The sequence below is a fragment of the Brucella sp. IR073 genome, from assembly GCF_049065735.1.
Lineage (GTDB): Bacteria > Pseudomonadota > Alphaproteobacteria > Rhizobiales > Rhizobiaceae > Paramesorhizobium.
Genome location: NZ_JBAKHD010000004.1, coordinates 338,551 through 350,979 on the forward strand (window position 1 = coordinate 338,551; position 12,429 = coordinate 350,979).

The window sequence follows — 12,429 nt, forward strand, 5'->3', positions numbered from 1 at the left end:
TAAGCACAGCCATTTCACACGTCATTCTCGGGCCTGTCCCGAGAATCTACGACGCTGAAAAACCAATGGCCGTCCTGACTAGCCTCACCATCGCAGATATCAGGGACAAGCCAGAGGATGGCGGTGGAGCCGATAGCAGCAAAAAAGCCGGGCCTGAACCCGGCTTTCGACTTGGCTGTAAATGACCAATCAGCGGACGATGACTTCGGTGCCGACATCCACGCGATTGTAGAGATCCATCACATGCTCGTTGACCATGCGGAAGCAGCCGTTGGAAGCGGAGCTGCCGATCGTCCAGGGCTGGGTGGTGCCGTGGATGCGGATATAAGTGTCCTTGTTGCCTTGTGTAAGATAGAGCGCGCGGGCGCCGAGCGGGTTGCCGGGGCCGCCATCCATGCCGTCCTTGTACCTGGCATATTGTGCCGGGCTGCGCTCGATCATTTCCTTGGTGGGAATCCAGCGCGGCCATTCGCGCTTGGTCCCGATGACGGCGGTGCCCTTCCATTGCAGCCCTTCCTTGCCGACCGCGATGCCGTAGCGGCGCGCGGTGGTGGAGGACTCGACGAGATAGAGGAACTTCTGTCTCGGGTCGATCACGATTGTTCCGGGCTTGTAGCCGGAAAACGCCACTTCCTGCGGCATGTATTTCGGATCGATGTTGTATTTGTTGCGTGCCGTCGAAGCCTTGCTCTGCTGCGCTCCACTCTTCTTGCGAGCCTGCGGCTTCTTGGCTGGCGATTCCTTGCTGCCGGTGGCGAGAGAAACTTCCTTGAGCAGCGCATCGGCGCCGACGGTTGCCCTGGTGGTGGCGCTCTGGACGGCGGGCTGCGCCATCGCGGGAACAGTCAGACACAGTCCCGCGACACTCGCGAGGAGGACAAGGCGTGAAAACATGGGATTACCCCTGGAAAGAATGAGACCTGGCAAGCCGGGGCGGATCGGGAAAATCTCGGATACCGGCCTTTTGATTTCAGATACGCCAAACATGTTTTTCACTCAACGCACAATCTTTGTGATCAAGGGAAATGGGCCTGATGTATGGCCCGGCTGCAACACTTAGGCTCTCCGACAATTCACATCAGTAATACGAAACATATTAAAAAAGATTAAAAGCCCATCGATACTTCGACGGGCTTTTAATTATTTCAGGCAAAGCCGTTAATACTTACGGCCCTACTGTGAATTGGGAACCGTTTCTGCGGGTTTCTCGGGCGTTGCTTGCGAAGGCGTCGCCGGTTGAGCCGGAGCCGTACCCGCCGGAGGGGTGGGCTGCGACGACGCGCCGCCCAACTGGTTGAGGACGCCGCCAGAACCCGGGGTAGCAGGAGTGGTCTGGCCGGGAACCGCAGCCGGGATACGGTCGAGGATATTGCTTGCACCGCCGCCGCGATGCGCCATGACGCCGAGGATGATGGAGGTGGCGAAGAAAGCAGCCGCCAGGATCGCCGTCGTCCGCGTCAGGGCGTTGGCCGCGCCGCGCGCGGTCATGAAGCCGGAGCCGCCGCCGATGCCGAGCCCGCCGCCTTCGGAGCGCTGGATGAGCACCACGCCGACGAGCGCGATGACAATCAGGAGATGGATCACAATGATGATAGGCTGCAGGGATTGCATGGAAATGAATCTGCTTTCTCGCTTTGGATGGCGCTCTTTACACTCTATTGCCGGATAATCCAAGCCGTATCAGGGGTGAAATGCGGCATTTCCTCGTCTATAAGCTGGTATAAGCGTGGCAAATAGCGAGGAAATCCGCCGCTTTCAAGCTCGCTCCACCAACCAGCGCGCCATCGACATTTATCACTCCGAGAAGCTCGACTGCGTTCGAAGGCTTCACGGACCCGCCATAGAGGAGGCGGAGTTTTGCGCCCTCCTCGCCGAACCGCGCGATCAGCTCGCTGCGCATGAAGGCGTGGGCCTTTTCCACATCGTCCGCCGTGGGCGTCAGGCCGGTACCGATGGCCCAGACCGGCTCATAGGCGATGATCGTCGTCTCAGCTGTCACCCCATCGGGCAGCGAGCCCGCGAGTTGGCGGCCCACTACGTCAAGCGTCTGCCCGGCCTCACGCTCTGCCGCCGTTTCGCCGACACAGACAATGGCCGTCAGCCCCGCCTTCCATGCGGCCTCGGTCTTGGCGCGCACCAGCGCGTCGGTTTCATGGTGATCGGTGCGCCGCTCGGAGTGGCCGACGATGACGTAATCCGCGCCCGCCTCCTCCAGCATGGCGGCGGAGATGTCGCCCGTATGCGCGCCCGTTTCCTTCATATGGCAGTCCTGCCCGCCAAGGCCGACCGGCGTGCCGGCGAGCACTTCGGCCGCGCGGGAGATAAGGGTTGCGGGAACGCAGATGACGGTGTCGATCTTGACGGCCAGATCGCCGGAACCGATCCCGGCGGCGATGGCGCGCAGTTCTGCGAGTGCCTCCCCCGTGCCGTTCATTTTCCAATTGCCGGCGACCATTGGACGGATGGCTGGGGTCATTGCATCACTCCTCCCTGATGTTTTTTCTTTCGCCTGACTATCAAATCCCTGATGCAATGCAAGTTTGCCGCGATTCAATGAATCCTTGATCCCGGCTCGGCTTAAGGCTATCCGGAATTTTCAATGTGACATCTCTTAAAGCCAGGATAGTCCTATGCTCGACAGTTTGCGTAATGCCGCCCGCTCCTGGGTCGCCAAGCTTCTTCTCGGAGTCCTGGTGTTGAGTTTCGCCGCCTGGGGCATTGCCGATGTATTCCGCAGCGATATGAGCGGCAATGCGGTTCTCTCCGCCGGCAGGTCCGAAGTGACTCCGACGCAGTTCCGCCTGGCCTATGACCGGCAGCTGATGGCGCTGTCGCAGCAGTTCGGCCAGCGGCTGACGCGCGACCAGGCGCAGGCTTTCGGCATTACCAACCAGGTGCTCGCCCAGCTCGCCGCTGGTGTCGTTCTCGACGAGGAAGCCCGGCAGATGAAGCTCGGCCTCTCGGAAGACCGGCTGCTGCAGCTGACCGCGCAGGACCCCGCCTTCCAGAATGGCGCCGGCCAGTTCGACCGGACGCGCTTCCTCGATGTGCTGCGCCAGGTCGGCATGACGCCGGACGATTACCTGAAGAATCGCGCCGAGATCGCGCGCCGCCAGCAGATCGTCGAGGCCGTCTCCGATGGCGTGCAGGCGCCCGCCACGCTTCTGAAAGCGCTGGCGCTCTATCAGGGTGAAAGCCGGACGATCGATTATGTCACCGTGCCCCTCTCCAGTGCCGGCACGATCCCCAACCCGTCCGACAGCGATCTCAAGACCTATTTCGACGCGCATTTGAGCGAATACCGCGCGCCTGAATATCGCAAGATCACCTATGTGAAACTGACGCCCGAGGACATCGCCAACCTCCCTTCCGTCACGCCGGAAGAGATCAAGGCCTATTACGACAAGAACATCAACCTTTACACGACGCCCGAGACCCGGACGATCCAGCAGCTGACCTTCCCCGATGCCGCCGCCGCCAAGGCCGCGCATGACAAGATCGCCGCCGGCACCTCCTTCGACGATCTCATCAAGGAGCAGGGCAAGACGGAACAGGATGTGACGCTGGGCACCTATACCAAGGACGCGCTTCCCGAGAAGCCCATCGCCGATGCCGCCTTTGCGCTTCCCCAGGGCGGCGTAAGCGATGTGGTGACCGGAGCGTTCGGCCCGGTGATCCTGCGCGTCACCGCCATCACCCCCCAAAATGTGAAGCCGCTTGCCGAAGTCGAGGCGGATATCCGCAAGACCATCGCCGTATCCGCGGCAATGAATGAAATCCCCGCCATCCATGACCATTACGAGGATGAACGCTCGTCCGGCATGACGATGGCCGACGCGGCGTCGAAGCTGAACCTGAAGGCGGTGACTGTCGCCGCCGTAGACAAGGACGGCAACGGCCCGGATGGCAAGCCGGTCGATGTGCCGGAAAAGCAGCGTCTCCTCCCCGCAGCCTTCCAGACCGACGCCGGCGTCGACAATGACGCGCTGACTGTCGGCAACAATGGCTATATCTGGTATCAGGTCGACAGCGTCACCCCTGCCCGCGACCGTACGCTGGACGAAGTCAAGGACAAGGTGATCGAGCAGTGGAAGGCCGAAGAGGCGGAGAAGCGCCTGACCGCCAAGGTCGAGGAGTTGAAGAAGCGTCTCGACGGCGGTGCGACCATTGACCAACTCGCCACGGAATTGAACCTGCCGAAGCAGACCAAGCGCGGCATCACCCGCGTCGGCAACGATACCGAGCTCGGGACCGAAGCCGTGGCCCAGGTGTTCAGCGGCCCGAACGGCACGGCCGGCATTGCCCCTGCCGCGACTGACGGAGCGCAGATCGTGTTCAAGGTCGTTGATGCGGTCGAGCCTGCCGCCGCCGGACCGGAGTCCATCCCGGCCAACGAGCGCGACGGCCTTTCCGCCCGCCTTTCCGACGATCTTCTCGATCAGCTGGTCGCCAAGCTGCAGACGCAATACCCTGTCAGCGTCAACCAGACCGCCGTTGACCGCGCATTGGCCTTTTGAGGACCCCATGGCTGATTTGAAGACTCACATCGGCAAGGTCGCGCTAGGCACACCCCTTACCCGGACGGAGGCGGAGGAAGCCTTCGGCATCATGATGTCCGGCGAGGCGACGCCTTCGCAGATCGGCGGCTTCCTGATGGCGCTGCGCGTGCGCGGCGAAACGGTGGACGAGATCGCGGGCGCCGTCGCCGCCATGCGCGCCAAGATGCTGCCGGTGGAAGCCCCTGACGATGCCGTGGATATCGTCGGGACCGGCGGCGACCAGTCCGGCTCCTACAATGTCTCCACCTGCTCCGCCTTCGTGGTGGCGGGCGCGGGCGTGCCGGTGGCCAAGCACGGCAACCGCGCGCTTTCCTCGAAATCCGGCGCGGCGGACACGCTTGCCGCCCTCGGCATCAATATCGAAGCCGGGCCGGAGCTGATTTCCACTTGCATCAGCGAGACCGGGCTTGGCTTCATGTTCGCCCCCTCGCACCATTCGGCGATGCGCCATGTCGGCCCGAGCCGCGTCGAGCTCGGCACCCGCACGATCTTCAATTTGCTGGGACCGCTCTCCAGCCCGGCGGGAGTTAAGCGCCAGCTCGTCGGCGTCTTCGCGCGCCAGTGGGTGGAGCCTCTCGCCCATGTGCTGAAAGAGCTCGGCTCGCAGACGGTCTGGGTCGTCCACGGCGACGGGCTCGACGAGATGACGACCTCGGGCACCACCCATGTGGCGGCGCTTGAGAATGGCGAGATCAGGACGTTCGAGATCACGCCTGAAAGCGTTGGCCTGCGCCGCGCCGACCCGGCGGAATTGAAGGGCGGCGATGCCGTGCATAATGCCGAGGCGCTGCGCGCCGTGCTCGAAGGGGCCAAGGGCGCCTTCCGTGACATCACGCTTTTGAATTCAGGCGCGGCGCTGGTGATCGCGGGCAAGGCTGCGGATATCGAGGAAGGAATCACCCTCGCCGCCCATTCCATCGACAGCGGGGCCGCGAATGCGGTATTAGAGAAGCTGGTTGCCGTATCCAATCGCGGAGGCGCTGTGTGAGCCATGGCCGACATTCTGCAGAAGATCGAAGCCTACAAGCGCGAGGAAATCGCCGCCGCCAAGGCGCGCATGCCGCTCTCCGAGGTCAAGGCAAGGATCGCGTACCAGGCACCGGCGCGCGGATTCCTCAACGCCTTGCAGGCCAAGCGCGCCCAAAATAAGTTTGCGCTGATTGCGGAAATCAAGAAGGCGAGCCCGTCCAAGGGCCTGATCAGGCCCGATTTCGACCCGCCCGCGCTCGCGGCAGCCTATCAGCGCGGCGGCGCGGCCTGCCTGTCCGTGCTGACTGACGCCCCCTCCTTTCAGGGCGCGCCGGAGTTCCTCACCGCCGCGCGCGACGCCTGCGCCCTCCCCGCGCTGCGCAAGGATTTCCTGTTCGATCCCTATCAGGTCTATGAGGCGCGCAGCTGGGGGGCAGACTGCATCCTCATCATCATGGCGAGCGTCTCCGACGATCTTGCCCATGAGCTGGAAGAAACCGCCTTCTCGCTCGGCATGGATGCCCTCATCGAGGTGCATGACGAAGCGGAGATGGAGCGGGCGCTGAAGCTTTCCTCGCCGCTTATCGGCGTCAACAACCGCAACCTGCGCACTTTCGAGGTCGATCTTGTGACGTCGGAACGCCTGGCCGCGATGGTGCCTGATGACCGGCTGCTGGTCGGCGAGAGCGGTATCTTCACCCATGACGACTGCCTGCGGCTGGAACGCTCCGGCATCGGCACGTTCCTGGTGGGCGAAAGCCTGATGCGGCAGGAGGATGTTGCTGCTGCAACGGCGAAGCTGCTGTTTGGGTAGAAGGGTTCATTCGAAATGGAAACGGCAGCTCCAGGTGTTACCCCCCTCTGCCCTGCCGGGCATCTCCCCCTCAAGGGGGGAGATTGGCTGACACATCTCTCCGCCTTCATCCTGCAACATTCGCGATTGGTACCAGACGACAATGACGGCGTAATGTGCCCCCTTGAGGGGGAGATGTCCGGCAGGACAGAGGGGGGTATTGTTCCGCCTGCGCTAAAAGAACTTGCCCCCCTATGACCTCCCCCCTCACCCATCTCGACGAAGCCGGCGCGGCCCATATGGTCGATGTCGGAGCGAAAGCCGAAACCGAACGTGTTGCCGTAGCGGAAGGTTTCGTCACCATGCGCCGCGAAACGCTGGACCTAATTCTCAGCGGCAACGCCGCCAAGGGCGACGTGATCGCAACCGCGCGTATCGCTGGCATCATGGCGGCCAAGAAGACCGCCGAGCTGATCCCGCTCTGCCATCCGCTGATGCTGACCAAGGTCGCCGTCGCCATCGAGGCCGATGAGGTTCTCCCCGGCCTGCGCGTCGAGGCGATGGCGAAGCTGACGGGAAAGACCGGGGTGGAGATGGAGGCGCTGACGGCTGTTTCCGTCGCTTGCCTCACCATCTACGACATGGCCAAGGCCGCCGATAAGGCGATGGTCATCGGCGGTATAAGGCTTCTTTCCAAGACCGGCGGCAAATCCGGCGATTGGTCCGCACCGCTCCCCGGAGGCGACTGACATGGCGCTGTTGCCCGTCGAAGAGGCGCTAGCGCGGCTTCTAGCCGACGCCACGGCGCTGGGCGAAGAGACCATACCGCTGATGCAGGCCGGCGCGCGCGTTCTGGCGCGGCCGGTCATTGCCCGGCACACCCAGCCGCCTTTCGACGCCTCGGCGATGGATGGCTATGCGGTCCGCGCCGCCGATGTCGCGAGCGTGCCGGTTGAGCTTAAGGTCATCGGCGAATCGGCGGCGGGCAAACGCTTTTCAGGCACGGTTGCTTCAGGCGAAGCCGTGCGCATCTTCACCGGCGCTCCCGTACCTGATGGTACGGATACGGTGCTGATCCAGGAGAACACTGAGCGCCTGTCCAGTGACAGGGTTCGTGTGCTCGAAAGCGTCGCGCCGGGCAGGAACATTCGCCGCGCCGGACTGGACTTCACGGAAGGCGAAACACTGCTCAACCCCGGGCGCGTACTCGATGCGGCTGACCTTTCGCTCGCCGCCGCCGCGAACAATGCCGAACTCGCTTGCGTCCGCCAGCCGAAAGTGGCTGTCCTCGCCACCGGCAACGAGCTTGTGCCGCCCGGCGTCACACCGGGACGCGACCAGATCGTCGCCTCCAATACGGTCGGAATCGCCGAAATTGTCCGCCGGAATGGCGGTGCGGTGCGTGATCTTGGGATCGTCACTGACGATCTCGAACGTATCGAGGCTGCCATCGGCGCTGCGGTCGAAGAAGGTGTCGATATTCTCGTCACGTCCGGCGGCGCGTCGGTGGGCGATCATGATCTCGCCCATGCAGCGTTATCGGCGCGCGGCATGGCGCTCGACTTCTGGAAAATCGCCATGCGCCCCGGCAAGCCGCTGATGTCCGGACGGCTCAGAACCCTCCGTGTGCTCGGCCTGCCGGGCAATCCCGTATCGAGCCTCATCTGCGCGCATCTCTTCCTCGCCCCGCTTATCGCCGCGCTCGGCGGCAGGCCTTATAGGCCGGACATTCGCACGGCGCGGCTCGAAAGCGACCTTCCTGCCAATGGCATCCGGCGCGACCATATCCGCGCGCAAGTTATCGCCGGCCGGGACGGCGCATTGTTCGCCTCGCCCTTGCCGCAGCAGGATTCCTCCGTGCTGAGCGCGCTTGCCCGCGCCGACGCGCTCATTATTCGCGAACCCCATGCAGGACCTGCGCGGGCGGGCGACCCATGCCAGATATACATGCTCAGGTGAACGTAAAGGAGACGGCCATGCAGCGCATTGTCTATGTAAACGGCGAGTGGCTTCCGGAAGGCGAAGCCAAGGTCTCCATCTTCGACCGCGGCTTTCTCTTTGCCGATGCGGTCTATGAAGTCACCGCCGTCATCGGCGGCAAGCTGATCGATTATCCCGGCCATGCCGCACGACTGAAGCGCTCGCTGGGTGAGCTCAATATCCCTGCCCCGCTCGATCCCGACACCCTGCTCGGCATTCACCGCGAGATCGTAACCCGGAACAATCTGGAAGAAGGCCTCATCTACCTCCAGATCTCGCGCGGGACCGCCGACCGCGATTTCCTGTTTCCGGGGGATGCGGTACCGACGGTTACGCTCTTCACCCAAACCATGGCAATCCTCGCCAATCCCAGAGTTGAGACGGGCAATTCGGTCATCAGCATGCCGGACCTGCGGTGGGGCCGGCGCGATATCAAGACCGTCCAACTCCTTTACCCCTCGATCGCCAAGACCGAAGCGGTGCATCGCGGCGCCAATGATGCCTGGCTGGTCGAGGATGGTTACGTCACCGAGGGAACCTCATCGAACGCGCATATTATCAGCCGCGAGGGCAAGCTCATCACCCGCAGCCTGTCCACCGCCATCCTGCACGGCATTACGCGCGCTTCGGTCCTCGATCTCGCGCGCAATCTCGGCATTCCCTATGAGGAACGCGCCTTCACGCTTGAGGAAGCGAAGAATGCGGCGGAAGCTTTCAACACCTCCGCAACCGGTTTCGTCATGCCTGTGACGAAGATCGATGGCGAGCCCGTCGGCACCGGCAAGCCCGGCCCGATCACCCTGCGCCTCCGCGCGGCCTATATCGAGGACAGGATTGCGAGCGCGATTTGAGTCTTACACCGCGCTCACGCTATAATGCTCGCTGCCCTGCCAGCGGATATCCCAGGAAGCGCCGGGCCTGACATTCTGGATAATGGCCGGCTCGAAGGCGACGAGACATCGGCCGCCCGGGCACCGGACGGATGGATAAATCAATCCGGACCAGCCTTCCCTGCGAAGGTTTTCCGCCAGCGCCTGCCCTTGGCCGTAGCCGATCGCCGGTTCCGGATCGAGCGCCGGATGGCCCGGCTCGTCGGTGAGATCAGGAAAATCGCCGATAAAATCCGCTAAAAGCTCGATATAGCGCGATGTTTCCTCAAAGCGCCCGATATAGCCAAGCTCGCGGGTTTTGTGAAAGGCCACTTCCGCCACCGAGGTGAGACTGTCCCAGCTGCTATACCATGCGCCGCGCGTCTCATCGTTGAAGCGGTTTCCACCTTCCCGGGTATAGGTGAAGGCCGCGTTGATGTGCGAATTGCCGTAGATACGCAAATCATGCTTGCGCCGCAGCCACGCCAGTTCCCGGCTGTCGAGATGGAGATTGCGACCCCGTTCCGCCGTGAGCCTTGCGCTGGTCAGGCCCTCGATCTCCGCCAGGATCTGCATCTCGTCGTCGCTATCCACCAATCCCCGCAGGCTTGGCGGTTTATGGTACGTCGCGGGTATGAGCCGAACCAGGGCACGATCGCTGATCGACGTGATTTTCACGCGCCGCCCCGCAGCGCATCCAGATAATTTCTAACCCTCAGAAACTGTGGCAGCCCCTCCTCGATGAGTGTATCGAGCGGACGCTGTCCATGGAACAACGGCCCCTGATTGGGCAAGCTCATCCAGTCGCGCGCGATTGGGTCGCTGAAATAGAGCTTGAGCGCCTTGTAAATGCCAATAAGGCAGCTCAACCGCAGCATCTGATCCCGGGTCAAATCCCCCGCGTAATCGGGCTTTCGCGCGCGCTTCCATGTACTTTCAGACATATCCGCAAGCGCCGCGGCCTCGGCGAGCGGGAGCCTCCACTCAGCGGCGATATTGTTGAACGCCTTCAAGGCAACATGCGTTTTCTCTGGGGAGAGCTGGTGCTTTTCCGTTGCGACTTGCATTTCACACCACACATTGGTTCATATGACCCAATAATATAGCTCATTTGAACCGCGTCAAGTGCATTGCAGGATGGCTCCGATGAATGTGTCGAAAGATATACATGACAGCTTGACTGGCGGAATTCTTCTCCGTATATCCCGCCACACCTTTCGAGCCGGTCGGCTCCGGGAGGGCGCGTAGCTCAGCGGGAGAGCACTCCCTTCACACGGGAGGGGTCACAGGTTCAATCCCTGTCGCGCCCACCATATTTACGCAAGAAAATCAAATAGTTGACGAAGCCTCCAGCGAACGGCCAACGCCCAGGTGGGCCATGATTTGCGCGCATTTTGCGCACGCTTTGCGCCCGTTAATGTCCGTTATTGTCCGTTATTGTCCGATATAATCCCCAGAGGCTGGCAATGTCGCCAGTTTGTTTGCGGGAACTCCTGCGGCCTTCCCCCGTTTCCGATAAAACGAGAGGGTTACGTCATGGCCAAGATTATCGATCAGCAAGAAGCAAAACAGGGCCGGTGGGGTACGCGCGTCTTCACCATTCTGGCCGCTTCGGTGATGCTCGTGCTCGTCGCCTGGGCAATCGCCGAGCTCTATGGCGAGATCATTCACTAAGCCTTCAGCCTGCTTTTTAGGCAAAAGCGCCATCTGCCCCCGAAAGGAGCGGATGGCGCTTGCTTTTTTCCCTGAATGCGCTTGAATGCATTTCAACCACAATAAAAACGGGAACATCGAGACAATGGGGACAATGGGTGAAGCCATTCGATGAGATGCTGGCGGGGGACGACGGCGTCCGCCCGCCTTACAAAGCCCTGAAAAAATGGCTCGATACGCAGAACCAGGACAAGCTCGCGCAGAAAACGGTCGATGCCGAGCATGTTTTCCGCAAGACGGGCATCACCTTCGCCGTCTATGGCGATGAAGAGGCTGCCGAGCGGCTGATTCCCTTCGACATCATCCCCCGTATCATCTCCGGCCAGGAGTGGCGGCGCCTGTCGCAGGGCATCGAGCAGCGGGTCATGGCGCTCAACGCCTTCCTCGACGACATCTATCACCGGCAGGAGATCGTGCGCGCGGGCCGCATCCCGAAGGAGTTGATCGCCCATAACGAGGCCTTCATCCCTGAAATGATCGGCTTCCGCCCGCCCGGCAATGTCTACACCCACATCATCGGCGTCGATATCGTGCGCACGGCGGAAAACCAGTTCCACGTGCTTGAAGACAATGCCCGCACGCCCTCGGGCGTCTCCTATATGCTGGAGAACCGCGAAACCATGATGCAGCTCTTCCCCGAGCTGTTCCAGCATGTGAAGGTGCGCCCGGTCGAGACCTATCCGCAATTGCTGCGCCAGTCGCTGTCGGCCGTCGCGCCCGCCGCCGCCAGGGGCGCGCCGACCATCGCGGTGCTGACGCCCGGCATCTACAATTCCGCCTATTTCGAGCACGCCTTTCTCGCCGACCAGATGGGGGTGGAGCTGGTCGAAGGCAGCGATCTGCGCGTGGTCGACGGGCGGGTGGCGATGCGCACGACGCAAGGCTTTCAGCCGATCGACGTGCTCTATCGGCGCGTGGACGATGCCTTCCTCGACCCCCTCACCTTCCGCCCGGATTCGACGCTCGGCGTGGCCGGCATCATGGATGTCTACCGCGCCGGCAACATCACTATCGCCAACGCGCCCGGCACCGGCATTGCCGACGACAAGGCAATCTACTCCTATATGCCCGAGATCGTGGAGTTCTACACCGGCCGCAAGGCGATTCTCGAAAACGTGCCGACCTGGCGCTGCTCCGAGAAAGACAGCCTCGCCTATGTGCTCGAACATCTCGAAGAGCTTGTCGTGAAGGAGGTTCACGGCTCCGGCGGCTACGGCATGCTTGTCGGCCCGGCAGCCTCGAAGGCGGAACGCGAAGCCTTCGCCGCGAAGCTGAAAGCCCGCCCCGGCAATTACATCGCCCAGCCGACGCTGGCGCTCTCCACCACGCCTATCCTTACAGAAAAAGGGCTAGCGCCGCGTCACGTCGATTTGCGGCCCTTCGTCCTCGTCTCCGACCGGATTCGCATCACGCCGGGAGGCCTCACCCGCGTAGCGCTGAAGGAAGGCTCACTGGTCGTCAATTCGAGTCAAGGTGGGGGAACGAAAGACACATGGGTGCTCGACGACTGATACGCAGATAACAAAGAGCCAAACGGCCAAAGGGG

13 protein-coding genes and 1 tRNA gene are annotated in these 12,429 nt (G+C 62.1%); 9 read left to right on the plus strand and 5 right to left on the minus strand.

All coding sequences use genetic code 11. The features are described 5' to 3' along the window. Positions 1 to 189 precede the first annotated feature (189 nt). From ACOWVG_RS11015 to tpiA, 3 genes are all read right to left on the minus strand, one after another. A complete protein-coding gene (locus ACOWVG_RS11015) occupies positions 190 to 894 on the minus strand; it encodes a L,D-transpeptidase (RefSeq protein ID WP_420962184.1) in 705 nt (234 codons plus the stop codon). 279 nt (positions 895 to 1,173) lie between these two features. Beyond that, a complete protein-coding gene (gene secG, locus ACOWVG_RS11020; RefSeq protein WP_420962417.1) occupies positions 1,174 to 1,602 on the minus strand; it encodes a preprotein translocase subunit SecG in 429 nt (142 codons plus the stop codon). Positions 1,603 to 1,708: 106 nt separating this feature from the next. Then, the gene (gene tpiA / locus ACOWVG_RS11025; RefSeq protein ID WP_420962186.1) at positions 1,709 to 2,476 is read right to left on the minus strand and encodes a triose-phosphate isomerase; all 768 of its coding nucleotides are present in this window, start codon (positions 2,474 to 2,476) and stop codon (positions 1,709 to 1,711) included. 154 nt (positions 2,477 to 2,630) lie between these two features. Between tpiA and ACOWVG_RS11030 the strand changes: the two genes are divergently transcribed. The 6 genes from ACOWVG_RS11030 to ACOWVG_RS11055 all read left to right on the plus strand — a co-directional run bounded on the left by ACOWVG_RS11030 (position 2,631) and on the right by ACOWVG_RS11055 (position 9,152). After that, positions 2,631 to 4,517, plus strand: coding sequence for a peptidyl-prolyl cis-trans isomerase (locus ACOWVG_RS11030; RefSeq protein WP_420962188.1), 1,887 nt, complete (start codon positions 2,631 to 2,633; stop codon positions 4,515 to 4,517). Positions 4,518 to 4,524: 7 nt separating this feature from the next. Then, a complete protein-coding gene (gene trpD, locus ACOWVG_RS11035) occupies positions 4,525 to 5,547 on the plus strand; it encodes an anthranilate phosphoribosyltransferase (RefSeq protein ID WP_420962190.1) in 1,023 nt (340 codons plus the stop codon). A gap of 3 nt (positions 5,548 to 5,550) precedes the next feature. After that, positions 5,551 to 6,342: an indole-3-glycerol phosphate synthase TrpC gene (gene trpC, locus ACOWVG_RS11040; protein WP_420962192.1), complete on the plus strand. Its 792-nt coding sequence runs from the start codon at positions 5,551 to 5,553 to the stop codon at positions 6,340 to 6,342. A 233-nt stretch (positions 6,343 to 6,575) separates the two neighbouring features. Further along, positions 6,576 to 7,070 carry a cyclic pyranopterin monophosphate synthase MoaC gene (gene moaC, locus ACOWVG_RS11045; RefSeq protein WP_420962194.1) on the plus strand — a complete coding sequence of 165 codons (495 nt, stop codon included), beginning with the start codon at positions 6,576 to 6,578 and terminating at the stop codon, positions 7,068 to 7,070. A 1-nt stretch (position 7,071) separates the two neighbouring features. After that, positions 7,072 to 8,280, plus strand: a complete 1,209-nt coding sequence (gene glp / locus ACOWVG_RS11050; protein ID WP_420962196.1) for a gephyrin-like molybdotransferase Glp — start codon at positions 7,072 to 7,074, stop codon at positions 8,278 to 8,280. A gap of 17 nt (positions 8,281 to 8,297) precedes the next feature. Then, positions 8,298 to 9,152 carry a D-amino-acid transaminase gene (locus ACOWVG_RS11055; RefSeq protein ID WP_420962198.1) on the plus strand — a complete coding sequence of 285 codons (855 nt, stop codon included), beginning with the start codon at positions 8,298 to 8,300 and terminating at the stop codon, positions 9,150 to 9,152. Positions 9,153 to 9,155: 3 nt separating this feature from the next. Here ACOWVG_RS11055 and ACOWVG_RS11060 read toward each other — a convergent pair whose 3' ends face one another. Continuing rightward, positions 9,156 to 9,848: an RES family NAD+ phosphorylase gene (locus tag ACOWVG_RS11060; protein WP_420962200.1), complete on the minus strand. Its 693-nt coding sequence runs from the start codon at positions 9,846 to 9,848 to the stop codon at positions 9,156 to 9,158. Next, positions 9,845 to 10,237, minus strand: coding sequence for an MbcA/ParS/Xre antitoxin family protein (locus ACOWVG_RS11065; RefSeq protein WP_420962202.1), 393 nt, complete (start codon positions 10,235 to 10,237; stop codon positions 9,845 to 9,847). Before ACOWVG_RS11065 ends, ACOWVG_RS11060 begins: the two co-directional genes overlap by 4 nt. Before the next feature lie 171 nt (positions 10,238 to 10,408). Here ACOWVG_RS11065 and ACOWVG_RS11070 point away from each other — a divergent pair. The 3 genes from ACOWVG_RS11070 to ACOWVG_RS11080 all read left to right on the plus strand — a co-directional run bounded on the left by ACOWVG_RS11070 (position 10,409) and on the right by ACOWVG_RS11080 (position 12,394). Next, positions 10,409 to 10,483 (plus strand) — tRNA-Val (locus ACOWVG_RS11070). A gap of 223 nt (positions 10,484 to 10,706) precedes the next feature. Then, positions 10,707 to 10,844 (plus strand): hypothetical protein, encoded by a 138-nt coding sequence (locus ACOWVG_RS11075; RefSeq protein ID WP_420962204.1) that lies wholly within the window; start codon positions 10,707 to 10,709, stop codon positions 10,842 to 10,844. Positions 10,845 to 10,981: 137 nt separating this feature from the next. After that, positions 10,982 to 12,394, plus strand: a complete 1,413-nt coding sequence (locus ACOWVG_RS11080) for a circularly permuted type 2 ATP-grasp protein (RefSeq protein WP_420962206.1) — start codon at positions 10,982 to 10,984, stop codon at positions 12,392 to 12,394. The last annotated feature ends 35 nt before the right edge of the window (positions 12,395 to 12,429 follow it).